The following is a 23,399-nucleotide window of genomic DNA, read 5'->3' on the forward strand; positions in this document are numbered from 1 at the left end:
CCCGAAGTCCGTCCCGTTTCGATTCACCCATCGGGTGTGCCATGCCAACCACTCCATCAACTCCTCAACATATTGATTCTTATAGCATAATCTCCATCTCAGGGCATCGATTAACGAGTTCATCTGGGAAATGGGGGTTAAATGTCAACGGGTCCTAGAGCGTTTCAAGTTTTGTTGGAATCGCCCGGCCACCCGCTCCCCCAGGTATTTTTCCGGGCTTCGGTTTCGTTCAAACCCTTGGCTTCGGCCTGAGCACTCAGGCGCTGGGGAAAATCTTCAAGTCCCAGGTCATTGTATTCCCGCACTTGCCGCACAGTGAGCATGACGGTTTCCGCTACCAAGTCCTGCTTGCGTTCCGGCTCGGTTCGGGCCTTTTCCTGGGTTGCGATTCTCTAATCGTCGCGCTCATCCAGCCAAGTCATCTGGATGGCTTCGAGGGTTTTTTCGCTCGACGCTTCGGGGTCGTCGGCGAAGTCCGGCAGTTCGCAGACCCAGCGGTGCAGGTCGGTGAAACGAACGCCCAGGATCTCGACCTCGGGATAGGTGTCTTCGAGCGCGATGGCGATATCGCGCACATCGGCCCATTTCATGGCAGGCATCAGTCGCTGTCGACCATCATGTTGCGGGTGGCGGCGGGCAGCTTGACGACCAGGCCGTCGAGCTCCGGGCTGATGATGATCTGGCAGCCCAGGCGCGAGGTATGGGTCAGGCCGAAGGCCAGATCCAGCATGTCCTCTTCGTCCTCGCTGGCCTCGGGCAGCAGGTCGAAATACTTGTCATCGACGATGACGTGGCAGGTCGAGCAGGCCAGCGCACCCTCGCAGGCACCTTCGAGATCGATGTCGTTCTTGTGCGCCAATTCCATCACGCTGAGCCCTTCCGGCGCCTCGACCTCGAGACGGCTGCCGTCGGGTTTGACAAAGGTCATTTTGGGCATCGTGAAATTTTTTCCTATTACAAAATAGGGGCCTAGCCCCCATCCAGCGATTCCACCGCCACGCCCTGCAGGGCGCCACGGATGCCGCGGTCCATGCGACGTTCGGCAAAGGCCTCGCTGACCCTGTTGAGAGCGGCGATGGCAGCGTGAATGCGGTCGCGATCGTCACCCGTCATGGCCTCGCTGAGCGCCTCGGCGTGGTGCTCGACCTCGGCCCGCTCAGCCGCGGCCAAGAGGTCGCCATCTGATTCCAAAGCCGACTTCAACGAGATCAGCATGCGATCGCCCTCGACCCGGGCCTCGCGCAAGAGCCGCGCCAGCATGTCTTCCTGGGCAAATTCCATGCTTTCCCGCAGCATGCGCGCCATCTCGTCTTCGTCGAGGCCGTAGCTCGGTTTGACCGCCACTTCCTGGACCACGCCCGTGGTCTCCTCCTGGGCGCTGACGGTAAGCAGGCCGTCGGCATCGACGGCGAAGGTGACGCGGATGCGGGCGGCGCCCGCGGTCAGGGCGGGAATGCCGTGCAGCTCGAAGCGCGCCAGCGAGCGGCACTGATCGACCAGTTCGCGCTCACCCTGCACCACATGCACCATCATGGCCGTCTGGCCGTCCTGATAGGTGGTGAAGTCCTGGGCTCGGGCCACCGGGATGAGAGTGTTGCGCGGGATCACCTTTTCCACCAGATCGCCCATGGTCTCGATGCCCAAACTGAGCGGGGTTACGTCGAGCAGCAGCGTCTCGGAGCCTTGGGTCAGGGCTTCGGCCTGCAGCGCCGCGCCCAGTGCCACCACCTCGTCGGGGTTGATATCGCTCAGCGGCCGGCGGCCGAAGAACTCGCCGACGCGCCGGCGCACCAGTGCAAGCCGCGTCGAGCCACCGACCAGCACCACGCCCTTGACCGCCTCGGCCGCCACCCCGGCATCGGCCAGGACGTCTGCGCAGATCCGCACGGTGCGTTCGACGAGATCGCCGATCAGGCCCTCGAGAGAAGCCACATCGAGGCTGTGCTCGGTGGTGCTGCCGGCCACATCGAGGCGCCAGGAGCCGCTTTCCGCCCGGCTCAGGCATTCCTTGGCCAGGCGTGCCGTGGCCAGCGCCAGGCGCGCCTCGGCGGCATCGCGGGGTGCGGCGCCGGCGGGGCGCTGGCTGAGGAAGTGATCGACGATGGCGTGGTCGAAATCGTCACCGCCGAGCTGGGCGTCACCGCCCGTAGCCAAGACCTGGAAGACCCCCATCTCGAGACGCAACAGCGAAATATCGAAGGTCCCGCCGCCCAGGTCGTAAATGGCGTAGAGCCCCTCGACACCCTTGTCGAGGCCGTAGGCCAGCGCCGCCGCCGTGGGTTCGTTGATCAGGCGCAGCACCTCCAGCCCGGCCAGCCGGGCGGCGTCCTTGGTGGCGGCGCGGGCGGCATCGTCGAAGTAGGCCGGCACCGTGATCACCGCCTTGTCGACCGCCGCGCCCAGGGCCCCTTCGGCCCGCGACTTGAGGGCGCGCAAAATATCGGCCGAGATCTCCACCGGCGTCAGCCGGCGCTGGCCGATGCGCAGCCGCGCCATGCCGCCCTCGGCGGCCTCGTCATCGATGTCGTAGGGCAGCGTGCCGGCCACCGATTTGATGTCGGCGACGCCCCGGCCCATCAGCCGCTTGATCGAGGTGACGACGGATTCGGGTCTGTCCAGCAAGGCGCGGCGCGCCGCCTCGCCGACTGTCGCCTCTGTCGTTCCTTCATAGGCCACCACCGAAGGCACCAGACCGGCACCGTTGGGATCGGTGATGATCTCGGGCCGGTTATCGGCGGCCATGGCGACCAGGGAGTTGGTGGTGCCGAGATCAATGCCGACCGCGGCGCTACTTTCGGCATGGGGCAGCGGCGTCTCGCCGGGCTCGTGGATTTGCAGCAGCTTGACCATCAGGGAACCATTAAGCCCGGGCCAGCTCGCCCTTGCGTCGCCGGATTTCCTCGTCCAGCTTGACCAGGAAGCGCAGCCGCAGGCAGTGCCGTTGGGCCGCCTCGAGGTCGTCGCCGGCGAAGGCCTCTGAGATCTTTTCGACGCAACCGGCGTTGGCTTCGCGGCTCTCGCTCTCGATGGCCTCGACTTCCTCGCGGCTGGCTGCCCCGGCCAGGGCCTCGCGGGCCGTCATGGCCTCCATCAGAAGCTCCGGATCGCGGTTGGCGGCACCCTCGTCTTCCAGCGCCGCGCCCTTCAGGGCGAGCAACGACTCGGCCCGGCTGAGCGGCGCCATGAGCACGCCGTAGGCTTCGTTGAGGTCGGTGGCGTGCTGCAAGGATAGCTGCTTTTCGCGGGCCGGCCGGGTGGCGAAGCGGTCAGGGTGGAAGTGGCGCTGAAAGGAAAAATAGTTGCGCTCGACCTGGTCGGTGTCGAGGTCGAAGGACTGGGCCAGGCCGAGTCGGGAAAAATGATCGACCGGCCGGGGCGGCTGAATGGTGCCGCAGCCGTGGCAGAACGAGGCACGCTGGTCGACCGAGCCATGGCACGACCAACAGGGCGCCAGAGCGGCTTGGCCGCTTGTTTGTTGCTCTTCTGTCACTGGGGCGGTTTTCCTGGACGAAGCCCGGTGGAAGAAGCCCTCCGAACGGGCATCACTATGAAAGAAATCTAGACGTGGAAGGATTCGCCGCAGCCGCAGCGGCCTTTTTCGTTGGGATTGTTGAATACGAAGCCCGATTGCAGCTTTTCGCTGACGAAATCCATCTCGGTGCCGACGACGAACATCACCGCCTTGGGATCGACGAAGACGGTAACGCCGTTGTCCTCGACCACCTCGTCGAACTCGCCTTGCTCGTCGGCATATTCGAGGGTGTAGGAAAGTCCCGAACAGCCAGCCGTGCGCACGCCGATGCGCACGTTGCCGGTTGCCTTGGCGCGTTTGCTGAGCAGCGCCTTGACCTGCTCGGCGGCGGCATCCGTGATCGTCATCACCTGTGGCATGGCATCATCTCCAACCCGACCCCCGCCGGCCGCACTCAAGCACTGTCTCTAATGTCATCATTGTCGTCGTCCACGTCAATACCGCGCTTCTGGCGGTAATCCTGGACGGCCGCCTTTATGGCATCCTCGGCCAGCACCGAACAGTGGATCTTGACCGGCGGCAGGGCCAGGTGCGAGGCGATATCGGTGTTCTTGATGGCCGCCGCCTCGTCCAGGGTCTTGCCCTTGACCCACTCGGTGACCAGGCTCGATGACGCAATGGCCGAGCCGCAGCCGAAGGTCTTGAACTTGGCATCCTCGATGATGCCGTCCTCGGCCACCTTGATCTGCAGGCGCATGACATCGCCACAGGCCGGCGCGCCCACCAGGCCGGTACCGATCTCGGCCTCGTCCTTGTCGAGCGTGCCGATGTTGCGCGGGTTTTCGTAGTGGTCGATGAGTTCGTCGCTGTACGCCATTGGTAGCGTCCTCCAGATTCTCTAAATCCTAATGTCCCGACCATTCGATGCTCTTGAGGTCGATACCCTGCTGGGCCATTTCCCAGAGCGGGCTCATGTCCCGCAGTTTCTTGACCCGGTTGATCACCGTGGTCACGGCATAGTCGATCTCGGCCTCGTTGGTGAAGCGGCCGATGCCGAAGCGGATCGAGGTGTGGGCCAATTCGTCCTCGACACCGAGCGCGCGCAGCACGTAGCTCGGCTCGAGCGAGGCCGAGGTGCAGGCCGAACCCGAGGAAACCGCGAGATCAGGCATGCCCATCATCAGCGATTCGCCCTCGACGTAGGCGAAGCTCAGGTTGATATTGCCGGGGAAGCGCTGTTCGCGGTCACCGTTGAGGAAGGTATCGGGCAAGCTGTCCGCAATGCCCCGGTAGAAGCGGTCGGAAAGATAACGGATGCGCTCGGCTTCGGCCGCCATCTCACGCTCGGCGATACTTGCCGCCTCACCCAGGCCGACGCAAAGCATTGGCGCCAAGGTGCCGGACCGCATGCCGCGTTCCTGGCCACCGCCGTTGATCAGGGGACGCAAGCGTACCCGGGGCTTGCGCCTGACATAAAGCACGCCGATACCCTTGGGACCGTAGATCTTGTGGCCCGAGATGCTCATCAGGTCGATGTTCATGGCATCCACGTCGAGCGGGATCTTGCCCACCCCCTGGGCCGCGTCGGTGTGGAAGAAGGCGCCCTTTTCGCGGCACAGGCGTCCAATCTCGGCCAACGGCTGGATGACGCCGATCTCGTTGTTCACGGCCATCACCGAAACCAGCACCGTGCGCTCGGTGATGGCGGCGGCCAATTCGTCCAGGTCGACCAGGCCGTTCTCGGCCACCGGCAGGTAGGTGACCGAGATGCCGTCGTCCTGCTCCAGGTGGCGGCAGGTGTCGAGCACGCATTTGTGTTCGGTAACCACGGTGACAATGTGGTCGCGCCGGTCACGGTAGAAACGTGCCACGCCCTGCAATGCCAGATTGTTCGATTCGGTGGCGCCCGAGGTGAAGACGATCTCCTTGGCAGTGGCACCGATCAGGCTGGCGACCTGGGCCCGGGCTGCTTCGACGGCTTCCTCGGCTTCCCAGCCGAAGGAATGGCTGCGCGAATGCGGGTTGCCGAATTTGGCGCCGAGATAGGGCATCATGGCTTCCAGCACCCGCGGATCCAGGGGTGTGGTGGCCTGGTAATCCATATAAATCGGCAGCTCGATATTGGCGCCGCTCTCTGCTTCAACCATACTCGACTTTCCTCCACCATCAGGCGGCGCTGCGTTGCGCCGCCCCTTCCATGACCCGCAGGCGCAAGGCACTCCAGGCCTCGAGCAGACGATCTATGTCCGCTTCCCGGGTTTGCCAGCCCAGGCTGACGCGGATCGCCGCGGCAGCATCGGTGGGCTTTACGCCCATGGCCGCCAGCACTTGGCTAGGCGCCAGCTTGCCCGAGGAACAGGCGGCACCGGCGCTGACGCAGATGCCCTCGAGATCGAGCGCCATGACCTGGACCTCGCTGGTCAGGCCGGCCAGACCGAAACAACTGGTGTTGCCAAGACGCGCGGCGGCGCCGCCATGGATGCGAATATCGGGGCTGATCGCCCGCAGGCGCTCTTCGAGGTGATCGCGCAGAGCGGCCAGGGCGCCGGCTGCCGCCAAGTCATCGGCCGCCAATTCGGCCGCCGCCCCGAAGCCGACGATACCGGGAAGATTTTCGCTACCGGCGCGGCGCCCCAGTTCCTGCCCGCCGCCGACGATTTGCGGCGCCAAGGCAAGGCCCCGGCGCACCATCAGGGCGCCCGAACCCATCGGGCCGCCCAGTTTGTGGGCCGACAGACTGAGCATGTCGACGCCAAGCTCGGTCACGTCGAACGCCAGTCGGCCCGGTGCCTGAATGGCGTCGCAATGCACCAGCGCCCCATGGCCATGGGCCATCGCGGCGGCCTCGGCCACGGGCTGGATGACGCCAGTCTCGTTGTTGGCCAGCATCAGCGACAAGAGCGCCGGGCCCTCGTCACGAGACAACTCCGCCGCCAGTGCCTCGAGGTCGATCACGCCGTTCCCGTCGACGCCGATGACGGCAGCCTCGGGGCCGGCCGCCAGCCTTACCGAATCATGTTCGACGGCCGATACCAAGAGCCGGCGCCCGGCCGCCCGGGCGGCGCCCAGCGCCAGGTTGTTGGCCTCGCTGCCACCGCTGGTGAAGACGATTTCGTCGGCGCCGGCGCCGATCAGGCCGGCAACCTGGGCCCGCGCCTGTTCGACGGCCCGCCGCGCCGCCTGGCCAGGGCGGTGCAGCGACGAGGGATTGCCAGCCAGCCTCAGCGCCTGCGTCACGGCCTGGGCCACCGCCGGCTTGATCGGCGTGCTGGCGTTGTAGTCGAGGTAAGCGGTGGCGGACATGACGGTAACAGGATTCTATTGTGCGGCTTCGTGCAGCGACAGCGTCTGATCACCTAGCGGCTGCAGCCGGCTGGAGCCCAGCACCCGGCGGTGAATGACATCGTCGAGGCTGACCGATGAGAGGTAAAGCTGGATCTGGTTACCCAGCTCATTCCACAAATCGTGGGTAAGACATCGGTTCTTGCGGCTCTGGCAGCCGGTGGCGGCACCCGGCATGCAGCGCGTCGCGGTCAGCGGCTCGTCGACCGCGACGACGATGTCGGAGACCCTGACCTCTTCGGGCTCGCGGCCCAGCCGGTAGCCGCCGCCGGGCCCGCGTACGCTTTGCACCAGGCCACAGCGCCTGAGCTTGCCGAAGAGCTGCTCGAGGTAGCTGAGCGAGATTTCCTGGCGCAGGGCGATTTCCGCCAATGACACCGGCTTGCCGGCGCTGTGAATGGCGAGATCGGCCATGGCCATGACGGCATAGCGTCCTTTGGTGCTGAGCTTCACGTTCACCCCCCTCGTTAAGCGTTGGTTCTCGGTCCCGGCCGCCGCCCCTTGGGCGCCGGCAGAGGCTCGGCCTGATGCTCGAGCCGGTTTTCCAATTCCTCGACGCGGTTGCTGAGCGCCTTGACCTGGTCGACCAGGCTTTCGACATAGCGTGCCACCGGGTCGGGAATCTCGTCCGTGGGCGTGCCGTAGGCATCGAAGTGGTTGGGCTGCTGGGCCGGCGCCGGCAGACCCACCGGCTTGGCCGGAATGCCGACCATGGTGGCGCCCTTCGCCACATCCTTCAGCACCACCGAGTTGGCGCCCACCCGGGCGCCCTGGCCCACCGTGATGGGCCCCAGGATCTGGGTGCCGGAACCGACGATGACGTCGTCCTCGAGCGTCGGGTGGCGCTTGAGATCAACCTGGCTGGTGGAATCCTCGGCCGGCGAGATGCCGCCCAGCGTGACGTCGTGATAGAGCGTCACACCGTCGCCCACCACCGAGGTCTCGCCGATCACCACGCCCATGCCGTGGTCGATGAAGAAACCGCTGCCGATGACGGCGCCGGGATGAATTTCGATACCGGTGAGAAAGCGGCCCAGAGCCGAAACGAAGCGGCCCAGCAGATACCAGCGCCGACGCCACAGCGCGTGGGCCAGGCGGTGTATGACCACGGCGTGAAAGCCGGGATAGCAGAGCGCGATTTCGAGCCGCGAGCGCACCGCCGGATCGCGACCGAAGGCAGCATCCATGTCGCTGCGTATGATCTTGAACATTGGCGCCCTCGTTTATGATATGTTGCGGCGTCCGCCATATGATATGTTCCGCCGTCCGCCGCGCGATGCCGCCCCATGACCGGCGTCACATGGCACTCAAGAGACCATATAGGTAATCCGACTATTTCAGTCAAGTTTTTCTCTGAAATTCGGCGCCCCCAGTGCGTCCATAACCATAGGATGGGGTGGGTTTTGCCGAAGATAACCAACGCCACGCCGCTTCTCTTCGGTGCACAAGGCTGGTGAGTGGAATACAGAGAGGAATACAGAGGAAACATGCCGGAAGTTACGATCATAGGGCCCGACGGCCGGCTCGAGGGCCGCTATCACCAGAATGCCGACCGCGATACCTCGCCCATCGCGCTTGTGCTGCACCCCCATCCGCAGCACGGCGGCACCATGAACAACAAGGTGGTCTACAACGTCTACCACTGCTTCGTCCGCTTGGGTTTTTCGGTGCTGCGCTTCAATTTCCGCGGCGTCGGCCGCAGCCAGGGCAATTACGACGACGGCCTGGGCGAGCTCAGCGATGCCGCTTCGGCACTGGACTGGATGCAAAGCTATCATCCCAACGCCCCGGCCTGCTGGATCGGCGGCTTTTCCTTCGGCGCCTGGATTTCCATGCAGCTGCTCATGCGCCGGCCCGAAATAGACGGTTTCATCACCATCGCGCCGCCGGCCAACGTCTATGATTTCGCCTTCCTGGCGCCCTGCCCCTCGTCCGGCCTGGTAGTCCAGGGCGCGGCCGATGACATCGTGCCCGAGGAAGAGGCCAGCAAACTTGTGGGCCGGCTGCAAAGCCAAAAGGCCATCACCATCGACTACCAGACCATCGGCGGCGCCAACCACTTCTTCGACGACCACATAACCGAGCTCAACAAGATCATCGACGGCTACCTGGGCAAGGCCGTGAAGAAAAAAACCAAGAAGAAGATCGCCGGCCGTTAGCCCTTCAGTCCCGTGGTCGCGATGCCGCGCACGAAGTGTCGCTGGAAAAGCAGGAAGATCACGACCGGCGGCACGCTGGCCGCGACGGCGGCCGCCATCAGGGTGCCCCACTCCATCGATTCCCGGAACGAGGCAACATAGTAGGTGAGGATCACCGGAACCGTCATCTTCTCCGGGTCGGTCATCACGATCAGCGGCCACAGGAAGTTGTTCCAGCTTAGCAGGAAGGTGAAAATGGCCAGGGTGGCCAGGCCGGGCTTCGACAGCGGCAGGATGATGGTGAACAGGATCCTCAGCCGGCTGCAGCCGTCGATCCGGGCGGCGTCCTCGAGGTCTCTGGGGATGGCCAGGAAAAACTGGCGCAACAGAAAAACCCCGAACGGACTGGCGGCGGCGGGCAGAATCAGCGCCTGATAGGTGCCCAGCCAACCGACCGAGTGAAACATCAAAAACAGGGTTACGAAGGTCACCTCGGTGGGAACCATGAGCCCAACCAGGACCAGCAGAAATATGCCCTTCTTGCCCCTGAACTCCATCCTCGCCAGGGGATAGGCGGCCAACGAATCGACCAGCAGCGTCAAGATCACGGTGGCGATCGCGACAATGGCGCTGTTGACCAGGGCGCTGCCCACCCCGGCGGTCCGCTGGGTCATGAAAACCTCGACATAATTCTCCAGGGTGACCTCGGCCGGCAGCCAGCGGGGCGGATACTCGAGTACCACGCTGTTCGGGGTAAGAGAGGAGGAGACCATCCAGACCACCGGCAGAAGGAAGAAAAAGACCGCGAAGAGGGTCAGGGATATCCACAATATCGACCTCTGCCAGTCCTTGGCTGTCCACTTTGCCTGCCTGAACGTCGAATGCCTGGGTTCCATGAGCACGGCTCCATTCCCAACGCGATGGCGGGAAGCCTGTCGTCGAAACGCACTCGGGTGGTCGTCACCATCATACCAAGCGTCGCTAATTCGCTGTTTGCCGAAACCGTGCAGGGCGTATCCGAAGTCTTGGCAGAGGCGGGATACCAGATGCTGATCGGCAATACCCACTACGATGGCGAGGAGGAAGAGAGCCTGGTGCGAACTCTTCTCAGCTGGCGGCCGGCCGGCCTCATCCTGGCCGGCGTCGAATGTTCTGCGACCATCGCCGCGATGATTTCCCGGGCCAGCGTGCCGACGGTGGAACTCTGGGACTATGTCGGTCGGCCGCTGGATATGGTCGTCAGCTACTCCCAATATCGTATTGGCTGGGAGATGACGCGCCACCTTGCCGAGCGTGGCTATCGGCGGGTCGCTCTGGTCTGCGGTGTCTTCACCCACAGCGACGGGGCACGGGCCAGAATCCGCGACCGCGAGCATGGCTACCGCGATGCGGTTCGGAAATTCGGCCTCGGGGAGCCGCTGATCCTGAGATCTGACGAGGGGCCTCTGGGCATGTCCGCGGGGGCCAGGGCGTTGGCTGTGGTCGTCGAACGTCACCCGGATGTCGATGCGGTTTTCTTTCTCAGCGACTTCCCGGCCGCCGGCGCCCTCTTCGAGTGCCGGCGGCGCGACCTGCCAGTGCCGGACGGCATAGCAATCGCCGGCTGGGGCGACTACGAGATAGCATCGCAAGTGGTACCGATGCTGACCACGGTGCGCGTGCCACGCCTGGAAATCGGACGCAAGGCGGCCGAGATGCTGGTCCAAAGGCTGCGGGGAGAGGAGGTCGGGAGGGCGGCGGTGGAACTGGATATCGAGATCGTCCAGCGTGATAGCACATAGGTCGAAATCGAGGGCCGACACTCCAGTCCCGGGACCCAGGAAACCCACCTCGCCCACGTTTGACAGGCCCTTGCCAGCGCCATACCTTGAGGCAACTCTTCGACAAGGTTATCCGCTTCCCACATCCCCGTTTTGGAGTGGCATGGAAATCCATAGCGATGGTCTCTTCCAAGGCGGTTTGTTTTATCGTTGGGTCTTATCGCTCGGGGACAACGTTTTTGGCCGAGGTTCTCGGCCGACACCCGCGGATTGCCCAATTCCATGAACCCTATTTCGTGTGGGATCGCTATTTCGGCCCGGGCGAGGACGACGCGCGTATTGAAGCTCAGGCAACGCCAAGAGTGCAAAGATACGTCACCGCGGAATTCAACCGCTTCCTGAGGAAATCGGGCGCCGCTGTATTGGTCGAAAAAACGCCGATCAACAGTTACCGGATTCCGTTCATCAACCGAATGTTTCCTGAGGCCCGCTGGATCCATCTGCTGCGCGACGGGCGGGATGCCACTTTATCCATGCGTCACGCCTGGGAGCGGCGTCGCGAGGTGGTCGAAAGCGGCGACCCGCGGCGCATGGCACGGCTCGCTTGCAGCATGCTTCGACGCTATCCCTTCTGGCGCAACCGGTTTCAAGCGCTGCGCTTCGAATTGACGAACAACCTGTCGCTGCGCCCGCGTCGCTACATGAACAAGGCCCAGTGGAAAGGGCGCGCCGCCTGGGGGGCACGGTTTCCGGGATGGGAGAAGACGATCGATAAGGTCTCGGTCCTGGAGTTCAATGCCCTGCAGTGGCGACACACGGTCGAGGCGGCGCGCGAGGGATTGGCGAGCATCCCCAGCGATCGACAAGTCGAGGTTCGATACGAAGACTTCACGAGGGATTGCGAAACCGAGCTGCGACGCATCTTCGATCTCATCGGCCTCGACCCGGTGCCTGGACTGGCCGCGGACGTCAGTGGCCAGAGCGTCGGCCGCTGGCACGCCGGCTTTGCTGCGGCGGAGAAGGCGCTGGTTGGCGAGATTATCGGCGACTACCTCATCGCGCTCGGCTACGAACTTGACGATGCCTGGTATCGGCGACCGTCACCGGGCGCATAGGCACGAAATCTTACCCCGTGCCCAGCCCGCATGACCATGGCCGCACCAACTCGAGCCGGCGCGGCGTCGACGACCCTTCCCGGGGGCGCTCGGGCGCCGAGAGCGACGCCTTTCTCGCGTTCTTGGTTTCCTTGATGACGCTGACGGCGTTCCTCGCACTGTTCGTCTTCCGTGCCTTCGACGACAACTGGCTGACGAGTTGGCAGTGGGCCTTTGCCGGCGTCGACGTGGGCACGGTCTTTCTCATCCTGTTGACCGCCGTTTCCCTGGCCTACCCGGTCTCCCGGCTCTCCCTCCCGGTGCGCAGCCACGCGGCGCTGCTCTTCGTCGCCTCGTTCGTCATCGCCGCGATCTTTTGGCGGGTGCCCGAGGTGAACGTCGACGCCGCGAAGTATTTCGCCCAGGCCAAGCATCTCGAACTGCACGGGGTCGGCAGCTTCCTGCGCCAGTGGGGGCGGGAAATCACGGCCTGGACGGTCCTCCCCCTGGTGCCTTTTCTGCATGGCTTGATTTTCAGCGTCGTCGGTGAGACGAGGGCGGCCATCCAGGTGTTTACGACGCTGCTGTTCTCCGGAACCGTGGTCCTCACCTACCTGATCGGCAAGGCGCTATGGGACGAGAAGGTCGGGGGCTACGGGGCGGCGCTGCTCGCCGCCATGCCGTACCTGCTCACGCAGGTGCCGCTGATGCTGGTCGACGTGCCGAGCATGTTTTTCCTTACGCTTGCCGTCTTCGCGACTATCGGTGCCGTGCGGCGCGGTGGCGCCGGACGACTTGCCCTGGCTTCGCTGGCCATCGCGCTGGCGGCGCTGGCCAAGTACTCGACTTGGTTGATGCTCAGCGTTCTTCCCGTCATTGTCCTTTGCCACCTCGGCCACGGCAGGACCGCGGTCTTGCGGCGCGCCGGCCTCCTGGCGCTGGGCGCCGCGCTCCTGGCCGGGGCCGTGGTGTTCATGAAGTTCGATGTCGTCGCGGAGCAGTTGCGGATGCTCCAGAGCTATCAGCTGCCGGGTCTAAGGCGATGGGGGGAAAGCCACGCCTCGACGTTTCTATTCCAGACCCACCCGTTCATCGCCGCGGCGGCGCTGTATTCCGTTCTCGTCGCCGTCCGGAAAAGGGACCTCAGGTATGTGATCGTGGGCTGGATGTTGCTGCTGCTGGTGGTGGTTCTGGAGGTAGAGCGGAGCCGCTATGTCCTCGTGGCGTTCCCCATGCTCGCCCTGATGGCTGGCTACGGGCTGGCAGGGATGAGGAACGCGAGAATAAGCAAACATGTTGTTTCGTGCACCGTCGCCTCGATGCTGGTGACCGCGATCTTCGTCTACCTTCCATTCCTGCAAGGGACCAGCGCGGTCAATATTCAGCGGGCGGGCGCCTATCTCGATTCAATCGATACGGAAATGGTCGAAGTGGTCACGCTGCCGCAGCCACGCTCCCGGGTGAACCCCTCGGTTGCTGTTCCGATTCTCGATATTTTCACGCGCCAGAGGATCGCCTATCACCATGACATGACGCTTGCGCCGCGTCGCCAGGCGACAGAGACGTCGCCGGTCAGGTTCACCTGGGAAATCGACCTTTCAACCTATCCCGCCGCCGGTACAGGGCCGCCACCGGGCGCGGTGGTGGTGATTACAGGCGAGCAAAACCCTACCCTGCCCGAGGCCCTGGCGCGGCGGATCGCCGATTACCGCCTGGCCCGGGAATTCGGCGAAACGGACCGGGTGTTCAGGTACAAGACGATGGTACGGGTTTACCGACCGTTGTAAGTCATTTCGGGGATGGCGGAGTTCCTGGTCCTGGTCGGGCCATCGGGGTGCGGCAAGACAACCACATTGCGGATGGTGGCGGGCCTGGAGGAGAGCACGGAGGGGGAGATATACATCGGCGACAATCTGGTCAACGACCTGGATCCCAAGGATCGAAACATCGCCATGGTCTTTCAGAACTATGCCCTTTATCCCCACATGACGGTGCACCAGAACATGGCCTTCGGTTTGAAGCTGCGTCGCATGCCAAGGGTGGAGATCGACCAGAGGGTGGACGAAGTGGCCCAGATCCTGGGGCTCGAGGAACTTCTCGGGCGGACGCCAAAACAGCTCTCCGGGGGACAAAAGCAGCGCGTGGCGCTGGGCCGGGCGGTGGTCCGCCAGCCGGACGTTTTTCTCTTCGACGAGCCCTTGAGCAACCTGGACGCCAAGCTTCGTGTCGACATGCGCGAAGAGTTGGCCAAGCTGCATCGCAGACTCGACGCCACCATCATCTACGTCACCCACGACCAGGTGGAAGCCATGACCCTGGGAGACCGGCTGGTGGTGATGAAGGATGGGCAGGTGCAGCAGGTGGGGAGCCCCCGGGAGGTCTATTACCATCCGGCCACCAGGTTCGTGGCCGGCTTTGTCGGTAGTCCGGCGATGAACTTCTTTCCCGGGAAGCTGATTGCCGAGGATTCCGGCTTCTGGTTGGACCTGGTGGGCATGAAACTGAAGCTGCCCGACGAGAAGTCTTCAACCTGCGCCAAGCACGCCGGCAAAGAGATCGTCATGGGTGTCCGGCCGGAGGATATTTCGGATGTTCCGCCGACAAGCGATACCGCCGAGACGGCGCAAAAGATAGTGGCCACGGTGGAGGTTCTCGAGACCCTGGGACCCGAGGTCATCCTGGGGCTCTCCCTGGAGGGCCAAACCCTCCGCGCTCGCGTGGGGCCCGATACCAGGGCCAAGGTCTACGACGATATCGAGCTCTTTTTTTCCCTGGAAAGAGCACATCTCTTCGACGCGGAGACAGAGCAGGCCATCCGGTAGATCCCCTGTCCGATCTGGAAACGGGAGAGGCACAGTTCCCTAATTTCCCTGTCTCACATTAGGGGTGCGGTCCATCCCTGTCCCCCTTTTTTAGCGCGGCTAGCCCGCCGCGCGAAACACCACGCCGCCCTTGAGCGGCCGGGGCACGCCGGTTGTCGTCGGCAGGCTCAACGGCAGGCCGGCCAGCGAGCGGAGCGCCAGGTAAGCGAAGGCTTCTGCCTCCAAGGCGTCACCGCGCCAGCCCACCACCTCGACCGGCTCGACCGGGACCCCCAGCGCTTGGCCCAGCGCCTTCATGAGCTGCGGATTGTGGCGGCCGCCGCCGCAACATAGCCAGCGCCGCGCCGGAGCGGCAAAATGCCGGGCCGCCAGGGCCACCGCCCGGGCGCTGAAGGCGGTCAGCGTGGCGGCGCCGTCGGCGAGATTCAGGCCGGCCAGAGAATCAGACAAAAAATCGTTTCTATCCAATGACTTGGGTGGTTTTCTCAAGAAATATTCGTGATCCAGCAGGCGCTCCAAGAGGGCCTCGTCCGGGCGCCCGGCAGCGGCCAGGCGACCGTCGCTATCCAGGGAATGACCGCTGTGCTGGTAAACCCAGTCGTCGATGAGGGCGTTGCCGGGACCGCTGTCGAAGGCCAGGATGGTGTCGCCTTCGCCCAGCCAGGTGACGTTGGCCACGCCGCCGATATTCAGCACCGCCAGTGGTTTCGCCAAGTCGCGGGCCAAGGCCGCGTGGTAAAGCGGCGCCAGCGGCGCGCCCTCGCCGCCTGCCGCCACGTCGGCACCGCGAAAATCACCGACCACGTCGATGCCGCTCTGTCGGGCCAGTTCCGCGCCGTCGCCGATCTGGCATGTGATGCGCTCAGCGGGACGATGACTAACAGTATGTCCGTGAAAGCCAATAATTGTTATACCACTGGATGTTAAACCTGTTTTCTCAAGTAATTCATCAACAATATCTACGGCCGCTTCGGTAATCATCGCGCCAGCCGCATCCAAGTCACCGACACCGCCCAGCACCGATGCCAGCAGATCTCGCTGGCCCGCCGAATAGGGCCGCGTCAGCAGCGGTCCAAAAGCCTCGGCAACCTCGCCATCGCTGCGCACCAGCGCCGCATCCATGCCGTCCATGGAGGTGCCGCTCATCAATCCCAGCGCGGTGCAAATCCTGTTCCTGGCTTTCGGCACGAACTTCTGCCCTTTGTTGTCGATCAGCGGCGTATATGTTACACGAGCGCCGCCCCGGCCACCGCCAAACTTCAGTCATTGGCCCAAGTCATGACCAAGCTCCGCTCCGATTTCCTGCGCACCGTCAGCGAACGGCAGTACCTGCACCAGTGCACCGACCTGGAAGAGCTGGACGCGCTGGCCGCCAAGCAGATCGTGCCGGCCTACATCGGTTTCGATTGCACCGCGCCCAGCCTGCACGTCGGCAGCCTGGTACCGATCATGCTGCTGCGCGTGCTGCAGCAAACGGGCCACAAGCCCATCGTTTTGATGGGTGGTGGCACGACCAAGGTTGGCGACCCTTCGGGCAAGGACCAGACGCGCCAATTGCTGACTGCCGAAGACATCAACCGCAACATGGAGAGCATCAAGCAGGTGTTCTCCCGTTTCCTCAGCTTCGGCGACGGCCCCACCGACGCCATCATGCCGAACAACGCCGACTGGCTGGACGAGCTGCAATACATCCCCTTTCTCAGGGATTTCGGCCGCCATTTCTCGATCAACCGCATGCTGACCTTCGACAGCGTGCGCCTGAGGCTGGAGCGCGAGCACCACCTGACCTTCCTCGAATTCAACTACATGGTGCTGCAGGCCTACGATTTCCTGGAATTGTCGCGCCGCCACGACTGCCTCTTGCAGATGGGCGGCTCGGACCAATGGGGTAACATCGTCAACGGTGTCGAGCTCGGCCGCCGGGTCGACGAGCGCGGCCTCTATGGCCTTACCACGCCGCTCATCACCACGGCCTCGGGCGCCAAGATGGGCAAGACCGCCAAGGGTGCGGTCTGGCTCAATGAGGACCAGCTCTCGGCCTTTGATTACTGGCAGTACTGGCGCAACACCGAAGACGGCGACGTCGGCCGTTTCTTGAGATTGTTCACCGAGTTGCCGCTGGCCGAGGTTGAACGCCTGGAGGCGCTGGAGGGCCAGGAGCTCAACGAAGCCAAGAAGATCCTGGCCCACCAGGCGACCCGGTTGTGTCGGGGCGACGAGGCGGCAACCGAGGCCGGGGAAACCGCCCAGCGCACCTTCGAGGCCGGCGATGTGGGCGCCGGGCTGGCCACGGTGGAGGTGGAGCGTGCCGCCCTGGCCGCCGGCATCGGCGCCTTCGAGCTATTTCAGCTCGCCGGCCTAGCCGCCAGCGGCGGGGAAGCTAGGCGCCTGATCAAGGGCGGCGGTGGCCGCCTCAACGACAGCGTCATCGCCTCGGAAGTAGCGACCGTAAACCTCGACGACCTGCGGCCCGACGGCGTCATCAAGCTCTCGGCCGGCAAGAAGCGACACGCCTTAATCAAACCGGTTTGATTCAGTTGCAACCCGTGGCCGCCTCGGCAATCTGGCCCGAAACGATGCCGCGCAAGAAGCCCGGCGCCAGGGCCGACAGCGGGTTGACGGTGACCCGGGGGCCGCTGGCCGGGCCCTTGACGGAGAAGGTGGCGGCAAAAACGCCTTCGCCCTGGCGGCCGACCAGCAGGGTGCCCAGGAGCGGTATCTTGCCCAGCACCGAATTGAACGTATAGGCCGGCACCAGCGTGCCGTTCATGTCGATGATCTGGCGCCGGCGATCGAAGACGCCGGTCAACGTGACGCCCAAGGCCGGCCCGAAGGTGCGCGCCCGATCGACCGTCAGGCGGCCCTCGCGCAGGCAGAACGGGGCATCGAAAAGGGCAAAGGAAATGCCCTCGCCGTTGAGCAACTCGGCCACCCCGGTGAGTGAGCCGATGGTCAGAATGCGGGCCAGCAGCGGTGCGTTGACGACGCGGTAATCCTTGATGCGCACGCGGCCCATCAGCGGCCGATCGGGCCGGTTTTCATCGATCACGGCGGTGATGTCGAGACGGCCGCCCAGGGCGTTGTCGAAAACCCCGATCGAGCGCGCGAAGGCGCCGGCATCGGGCGAGGTGATGGAAAGCTGGCGCTCGCTCGCTTTGCTCTCGAGATGGAGGCTGATCGGCGCCTGGCCGCTGAGTACGCCGGAAGCCTCGAGGGTACGCCACTGACCGGCCTCGTGAACCGCCCGGCCCGACATCTTGCTGAGCTCGTGCTGGTCGCCCAGAATCATGCGTCCCAGGCGGGCCGAGAGTCGCAGCGGCGGCAGCTCGGCGGCCTGGCCCGAGCCCAGCACGCGGGCCAGATAGGGCCGCATGTCGAACGAAGCCCCTTCGAGGGCGGCGATGTAGCCTTTCGGCGCCAGCGGTCTGAGCGAGGCCGAGACGTCTGTTTGACCAAAGGCGAGGCGCGAGAAATCGAGCCGCCGGAAGGAAAGATCGGGGCCCAACTCGGCCTGTCCCGTGGCCATCAGGCCGGCCGCGGAGAGCGCGAAGGAGTTTATCTGGATGGTGCCGTCGGACTCCAAACGCAGGGCGATCGTTGCCTCTCCCGGTTGGGCTGCCGGCTTCGACCAGACCAACTCGGGAATTGTCACTTCGGTGCCGGCCAGATCGAGCTCGATATCGCCCTCGAGCACCTGCCAGCCCTTCAGGTTAATGCGCGCCCGGGCCGCGACCGGACCCCGCAGGTAGGGTGCACCAGGCAGCGCCAAGGCTTGGCGCCCGGCATCGTCGAGGCGGGCACGAATGTCGACAGCGCCGGTGACCGAGCCCTGACTTCTAAAAAGGCGCCGCCAGGTCAATCCCACCGGCACGCCGTTAAGCTCTCCCGTGCCCGTCACCGTGAGCCCCGCGGCATCCACCTTGAGGGCCATCTGACCGGCCCTGAGAGGGAAGCCGCCAACCACTTCGGGCAGGCCGAATTCGACCAGATTGGCAGCCGCGACAAAGCTCACGTCGGCCACCTCGAGATCGCCCTTGAGGGGAAAGGCAAAATGCGCCCGCGCCGACATCTGGCCGCTGGCTGCCTTGGCATCGAGGTCGACGGCGGCACCGAAGCCGAGGGGCGGATGGCCGAGCACGCGTAAGGCCTCGGCTACCGGGCCACTGGCGACAAAGCCGATCTCGGCCCGCTGCAGCGGCTGGTCGAAACCCGTGATGTGCACCGTTCCTTCGCTCAGCGCCAAGGCGCCGACCCGGGCCGATCGCACGACCAGATCGATGCCGCCGGCCGTCAGCCGTGCCGAGCCTGTGGCCTGGGCCAGTTCAGGCATGGTGCGGAGGTAGCGCGCCCCAACACCCGCGAAGGAAAAGCGCAGATCCACCGCCTCGTCCGGCAAGCTGCCCGCCGCCAAATCGCCAGGTTTCAAATGGACCTTGATGGTGGCGGCGGGAACCTTGCCGCCGCGCACGTTGGTGGTCACCCAGTGGCGTGCCGCGGGCGCCAGTTGGGGCGGCCAAAAACGGTCGAGCTGGTCGACCGGCAGGTCGCTGAACTGACCATCGAGAATGAGGCCCAGTGCCGCCGGATCGCTACCCTTGTCGAAACTGACCAAGGCGCTGGCATTGACCACCGGTCCGCCGGTATCGAGAAATATCTCGTCGAGGCGAAGGGCAGTGAAGTTGTCAGTCAGGCGGCCCCGTAGCGCCGCTCCGGCAAGTGTGAGCCGGCGCTTGTAGGTGCCCGGCAGCTCCAGACTGCCGGCACCGGCACTGAGATCGAAGTCAAGGTCCGAAAATTTGCCGCCCAGACCCAACGAAAAGGTCAGGCTGCCGGTAAGCGGCAGATCGACCGTCGCCAGCGCCGACCAGGCCGCGCCCAGGGGCGCCAGCCAGGCCGGCTCGAAGCCGTTCAGGCCGAGCTTGACCTGCAGGCGCTGGCTCTCGGCGCGGTAGGCGGCATCGGCCGTGAGATGGTTGCTTTGACCGCCGATTTCGAGGTCGGCATCGAGATCGGCAACCACCCCGTCCGGCTCGCGCTTGAGGATGAGGTCGATCCGGGGGGCATGCCAGAGCGTGCCGCTGGGCCTGTCGTCGACCACCAGGTCGGCGCCGAGCACACTGATCCGCTTGAGGTAGCGAGCACTGCCGCCGCTGTTGTCGGCCGACAGCAACCGCGCCGCCAGCGCCCGTAGTATTCCGCTTTGCGGTCCTTGCAATCCCTGCTCGGCGACCGCCGGATCGGCCCCGAAGCCCAATTCGACGCGGCCCTCGGGGCGGCGCACCAGGCGCACCTCGGGGCCCAGAACGTCGAGCCGCGTGGGCGCCACCTCGCCCCGCAACAGGGCGGCGCCGCTGAGGCCCAGCGAAATTTCGGGAACCCGGGCCAGGACGCGGCCGCGGGAATCGAGCACCTTGACCTCGACGACACGGATGTCGAGGGCGCGCTCCCAACCGGCCCAGGTCAGGATGGTGTCGGCCAAGTCGACTGAGTATTCGCCCGCCTCCGGGTTCAGTGCCCTCTGGATATAGGGCGTCAGAAAGGCCAGCGAGATGGGCCCGGCCGAAACCAGCCAAGCCGCCACCGCCAGCACCATCGCCAGCCCGGCGGCCAAGCCCGCCACCAGCCTGAGAAACAGCTTGCCGGTCCTGATGATCACCGCCCGCCGTGATCCTTTTCCTGTCTGACTCTGTCGCCTCGCGGGGCCCTTGACCGGTGTCACCGCTTCGCGCAGTGTGCCCTATAGCACGGTGCGGCCAAACGCGGGGGCTTTCTTTGGCCGGAACTCTTTTCGGTACGCCATGGCCAGCCAAATTCCCCAAGCTTTTGATGCCGACGCGGCAGCCAACGGCCTGGCCGATTGGCACCGCCGCGCCGCCGCCCTGGACGACCTCGAAGCGACTCGGCAGGCGGAGGTGCTGGCCGCACCGGGGCAGGGCCGGGAGTTGCTGGCCGCCATCTTCGGCAACAGCCCCTTCCTCAGCCGGGTGCTGCTGCGCGATCCAGCCTTCAGCGGCCGATTGGCCGTTGAGACGCCGGCCGAGCTCTTGGATGCCTGTCTCGAGCAGTTAAGCCGGCAAGCGGCGGCGGCAGACGACATAGCTGGCCTCATGACCTGCCTGCGCCGGGCCAAGGAACGCGTTGCCCTGCTGGTTGCCGTGGCCGATATCGGCGGTTACTGGCCTTTGTCCGAGATCGTCGGCCGGCTCAGCGCCTTTGCCGAACTGGCGCTCAGTCTGGCCGTCGACCACCTCTTGCAGGCGGCCGCCGCGGCCGGCGAGTTGCGCCTTGCCGACTGGGACCAGCCGTCCCAGGGCTCTGGCCTCTCGATCATTGCCATGGGCAAGCTGGGCGCGTCGGAGCTCAACTATTCCAGCGACATCGATCTGATCGTGCTCTTCGATCAAGATCTGATCGACTACACCGGCCCGGCGACGCCGCTCGATTGCTTTGTGCGCCTGACCCGCGGCCTGGTGCGCATCATGCAGGAACGCACCGGCGACGGTTACGTCTTCCGCACCGATTTGAGATTGCGTCCCGACACCGGCTCGACACCGCCCGCCATTTCGATGGCGGCGGCCGAGAGTTATTACGAAAGCGTCGGCCAGAACTGGGAGCGGGCGGCCCTGATCAAGGCCCGGCCGGTGGCCGGCGATATCGCTGCGGGCCAGGGTTTTCTCGAGCGCATAGCGCCCTTCATCTGGCGCAAGCACCTGGACTTCGCGGCCATTGAGGACATCCACTCGATCAAGCGCCAGATAAACAGCCGCCGCGGCCACAGCCAGGTCGCCGTGGCCGGGCACAACATCAAGCTAGGCCGCGGCGGCATCCGCGAGATCGAGTTTTTCGCCCAAACCCAGCAATTGATCGCCGGGGGCCGCGACCAGAGCCTCAGGGTGGCCGACACCCGCTCCGCGCTCCGCGCCCTGGCGGCCAACGGCAGCCTGGCCAGCGCCGTGGCCGAGGAGATGATCGCGGCCTACGAATTCCTGCGCCGCCTGGAGCACCGCATGCAAATGGTGGCTGACGAACAGACACAGGCGGTGCCGGCCGAGGCCGCCGGCCTGGTCCGCCTGGCCACCTTCCTGGGCTATGCCGAGAGCGCCGCCTTCGAGGCCGAGTTGCTCGGCCACCTGCGCCAGGTCGAGGGCCATTACGCCAAGCTTTTCGAGCACTCACCCGAACTTGGCGACGTCGGCAACCTGGTCTTCACCGGCACAGACGACGATCCCGACACCATCGCCACGCTTCGCCAGTTGGGCTTTGGCGAGCCCGCCACCGCGGCCGCCCTGGTGCGAGGCTGGCATCACGGCAGCTATCGCGCCACCCGCAGCGTGCGGGCTCGCGAAATTCTCACCGAATTGATGCCGGCACTGCTCAAGGCGCTGGCCAACAGCGCCGTTCCCGACACGGCGATGATCCGCTTCGACGAGTTCCTCGGCCGACTGCCCACCGGCGTGCAGCTCTTTTCGCTTTTTCGCGCCCGCCCGGGGCTCTTGGAACTGGTGGCCGAGATCATGGGCAGCGCACCGCGCCTGGCCGAACGGCTGAGCCGTCATCCGACGCTCTTGGATGGCGTCATCGATGGCGATCCGGTGGAAAGCTGGCCCGGCCGCGCCGCACTTTCGGATGAGTTCTCCGGGCAGCTGGCGGCGGCCCGGGACTTCGAAGACGTGCTCGACATCGCCCGGCGCTGGGGCCAGAACCGCATGTTCCAGGTCGGCCTCGAGATGCTGCGCAACTCGATCGACGCCGGCAGCGCCGGCAGCGTGCTCTCCGACCTGGCCGAGGTACTCATTGGCGCCCTGATGAGGTGCGTCAGCGAAGAATTCGAGGCCCGCCACGGCGCCATCCCCGGCGGCAGCTTCGCCGTGCTCGGCCTGGGCAAGCTGGGGGCCCGCGAGATGACCCCGGAATCGGACCTCGATTTGATGTTCTGCTACGATTGCCCGGCCGCCAGCGACGGCTCCGATGGCGCCAAACCCTTAAGCGCATCCGAATACTACGCCCGCCTCAGCAAGCGCCTGATCAACGCGCTCACGGCACTCACCGGCGAAGGCCGGCTTTATGAGGTCGACATGCGCCTCAGACCGTCGGGTGCCAAGGGGCCGATTGCCGTGCACATCGAGGGTTTCGCGCGCTACCAGCGTGAAACCGCCTGGACCTGGGAGCACATGGCGCTGATCCGCGGTCGGGTGATCTCGGGCCCGCCGGCCATCGCCGCCGCCATCGGCGACATCATCGCCAAAACCATCCGCAGGCCGCGCCAAAGCGCCAGCCTGATGGCCGAAGTCGTCGCCATGCGCCAGCGCATCGAACGCGAACACGGCACCGAGAACCCCTGGTCCGTCAAGCACGTGCGCGGCGGCATCGTCGACCTCGACTTCATCTGCCAGGCCTTGATCCTGGAACACGCGGCAGTGCGGCCGGAGATCGTCACGGGCAACACGGCCAGCGGATTCAGCCGCCTGGCCCAGGCCGGCTGCCTGGCCCAGAAGGCCGCCGACGAGTTGCTGGCGGCGGCCGAGTTTTTGCACAACGTGCAAAGTTTCCTGCGCCTCTCGCTGCGCCAGGCGGCTTTCGCCGAGGAACTTCCCGAGGGCCTCAAGGCAGCCTTGGCGAAGGCCGTGGGCGCCACCGACTTCGATGATCTCAGCGACCGCCTGTTGGCCGCCCAGAGGCAGGTGCGAAACCACTTCGAGGATCTGGTGGCGAGCCGTGCCGGGCCGCCACCGGAGACCCCGTCTGGGACCGGGCAGCGGGCTTGACGGTTG

The 23,399-nt window shown here is 65.0% G+C and carries 19 protein-coding genes and 1 pseudogene; 7 read left to right on the plus strand and 13 right to left on the minus strand.

Annotation, left to right across the window (positions count from 1 at the left end; all coding sequences use genetic code 11):
* Nucleotides 1-392: 392 nt before the first annotated feature.
* The 10 genes from iscX to cysE all read right to left on the minus strand — a co-directional run bounded on the left by iscX (nt 393) and on the right by cysE (nt 8,025).
* Nucleotides 393-590, minus strand: coding sequence for a Fe-S cluster assembly protein IscX (iscX, locus tag QGG75_09275; protein ID MDP6067428.1), 198 nt, complete (start codon nt 588-590; stop codon nt 393-395).
* A gap of 8 nt (nt 591-598) precedes the next feature.
* Nucleotides 599-937, minus strand: coding sequence for a ferredoxin family 2Fe-2S iron-sulfur cluster binding protein (locus QGG75_09280; protein MDP6067429.1), 339 nt, complete (start codon nt 935-937; stop codon nt 599-601).
* 32 nt (nt 938-969) lie between these two features.
* Nucleotides 970-2,850, minus strand: coding sequence for a Fe-S protein assembly chaperone HscA (gene hscA, locus QGG75_09285; GenBank protein ID MDP6067430.1), 1,881 nt, complete (start codon nt 2,848-2,850; stop codon nt 970-972).
* A 10-nt stretch (nt 2,851-2,860) separates the two neighbouring features.
* The gene (gene hscB / locus QGG75_09290; protein MDP6067431.1) at nt 2,861-3,490 is read right to left on the minus strand and encodes a Fe-S protein assembly co-chaperone HscB; all 630 of its coding nucleotides are present in this window, start codon (nt 3,488-3,490) and stop codon (nt 2,861-2,863) included.
* Nucleotides 3,491-3,558: 68 nt separating this feature from the next.
* Nucleotides 3,559-3,891, minus strand: a complete 333-nt coding sequence (locus QGG75_09295; protein MDP6067432.1) for an iron-sulfur cluster assembly accessory protein — start codon at nt 3,889-3,891, stop codon at nt 3,559-3,561.
* Nucleotides 3,892-3,926: 35 nt separating this feature from the next.
* A complete protein-coding gene (gene iscU / locus QGG75_09300; GenBank protein ID MDP6067433.1) occupies nt 3,927-4,349 on the minus strand; it encodes a Fe-S cluster assembly scaffold IscU in 423 nt (140 codons plus the stop codon).
* Between the two features lie 28 nt (nt 4,350-4,377).
* Nucleotides 4,378-5,619 (minus strand): IscS subfamily cysteine desulfurase, encoded by a 1,242-nt coding sequence (locus QGG75_09305; GenBank protein MDP6067434.1) that lies wholly within the window; start codon nt 5,617-5,619, stop codon nt 4,378-4,380.
* Nucleotides 5,620-5,638: 19 nt separating this feature from the next.
* Nucleotides 5,639-6,775 carry a cysteine desulfurase family protein gene (locus tag QGG75_09310; GenBank protein ID MDP6067435.1) on the minus strand — a complete coding sequence of 379 codons (1,137 nt, stop codon included), beginning with the start codon at nt 6,773-6,775 and terminating at the stop codon, nt 5,639-5,641.
* A gap of 15 nt (nt 6,776-6,790) precedes the next feature.
* Nucleotides 6,791-7,267 (minus strand): Rrf2 family transcriptional regulator, encoded by a 477-nt coding sequence (locus QGG75_09315; protein MDP6067436.1) that lies wholly within the window; start codon nt 7,265-7,267, stop codon nt 6,791-6,793.
* A gap of 14 nt (nt 7,268-7,281) precedes the next feature.
* Nucleotides 7,282-8,025, minus strand: a complete 744-nt coding sequence (cysE, locus tag QGG75_09320) for a serine O-acetyltransferase (GenBank protein MDP6067437.1) — start codon at nt 8,023-8,025, stop codon at nt 7,282-7,284.
* Between the two features lie 276 nt (nt 8,026-8,301).
* On the opposite strand from cysE, the gene QGG75_09325 reads away from it, so the two are divergent.
* Nucleotides 8,302-8,973 (plus strand): alpha/beta hydrolase, encoded by a 672-nt coding sequence (locus tag QGG75_09325; GenBank protein MDP6067438.1) that lies wholly within the window; start codon nt 8,302-8,304, stop codon nt 8,971-8,973.
* On the opposite strand, the gene QGG75_09330 is transcribed toward QGG75_09325, so the two are convergent.
* Nucleotides 8,970-9,695 (minus strand): carbohydrate ABC transporter permease, encoded by a 726-nt coding sequence (locus QGG75_09330; GenBank protein MDP6067439.1) that lies wholly within the window; start codon nt 9,693-9,695, stop codon nt 8,970-8,972. The two genes, QGG75_09325 and QGG75_09330, sit on opposite strands and share 4 nt — an antisense overlap.
* A 210-nt stretch (nt 9,696-9,905) precedes the next feature.
* Between QGG75_09330 and QGG75_09335 the strand changes: the two genes are divergently transcribed.
* From QGG75_09335 to ugpC, 4 genes and pseudogenes are all read left to right on the plus strand, one after another.
* On the plus strand, nt 9,906-10,733 hold the full coding sequence (locus tag QGG75_09335; protein MDP6067440.1) for a substrate-binding domain-containing protein: 828 nt from the start codon (nt 9,906-9,908) through the stop codon (nt 10,731-10,733).
* 158 nt (nt 10,734-10,891) lie between these two features.
* Nucleotides 10,892-11,827, plus strand: coding sequence for a sulfotransferase (locus QGG75_09340; protein ID MDP6067441.1), 936 nt, complete (start codon nt 10,892-10,894; stop codon nt 11,825-11,827).
* A gap of 134 nt (nt 11,828-11,961) precedes the next feature.
* Nucleotides 11,962-13,593, plus strand: a complete 1,632-nt coding sequence (locus tag QGG75_09345; protein MDP6067442.1) for a glycosyltransferase family 39 protein — start codon at nt 11,962-11,964, stop codon at nt 13,591-13,593.
* Between the two features lie 18 nt (nt 13,594-13,611).
* Nucleotides 13,612-14,628 (plus strand): annotated as a pseudogene (gene ugpC, locus QGG75_09350) (sn-glycerol-3-phosphate ABC transporter ATP-binding protein UgpC).
* Nucleotides 14,629-14,727: 99 nt separating this feature from the next.
* On the opposite strand, the gene QGG75_09355 reads toward ugpC, so the two are convergent.
* Complete coding sequence (locus tag QGG75_09355; GenBank protein ID MDP6067443.1) at nt 14,728-15,816, minus strand: anhydro-N-acetylmuramic acid kinase; 1,089 nt, start codon at nt 15,814-15,816, stop codon at nt 14,728-14,730.
* A gap of 90 nt (nt 15,817-15,906) precedes the next feature.
* Here QGG75_09355 and tyrS point away from each other — a divergent pair, with 90 nt between their 5' ends.
* Nucleotides 15,907-17,160: a tyrosine--tRNA ligase gene (gene tyrS / locus QGG75_09360; GenBank protein ID MDP6067444.1), complete on the plus strand. Its 1,254-nt coding sequence runs from the start codon at nt 15,907-15,909 to the stop codon at nt 17,158-17,160.
* Nucleotide 17,161: 1 nt separating this feature from the next.
* Here the strand turns inward: tyrS and QGG75_09365 are convergent, their stop codons facing one another.
* The gene (locus tag QGG75_09365) at nt 17,162-20,284 is read right to left on the minus strand and encodes an AsmA-like C-terminal domain-containing protein (GenBank protein ID MDP6067445.1); all 3,123 of its coding nucleotides are present in this window, start codon (nt 20,282-20,284) and stop codon (nt 17,162-17,164) included.
* 142 nt (nt 20,285-20,426) lie between these two features.
* Between QGG75_09365 and QGG75_09370 the strand changes: the two genes are divergently transcribed.
* Nucleotides 20,427-23,393, plus strand: a complete 2,967-nt coding sequence (locus tag QGG75_09370) for a bifunctional [glutamine synthetase] adenylyltransferase/[glutamine synthetase]-adenylyl-L-tyrosine phosphorylase (GenBank protein ID MDP6067446.1) — start codon at nt 20,427-20,429, stop codon at nt 23,391-23,393.
* The last annotated feature ends 6 nt before the right edge of the window (nt 23,394-23,399 follow it).

The sequence above is a fragment of the Alphaproteobacteria bacterium genome, assembly GCA_030740435.1.
GTDB lineage: Bacteria > Pseudomonadota > Alphaproteobacteria > UBA2966 > UBA2966.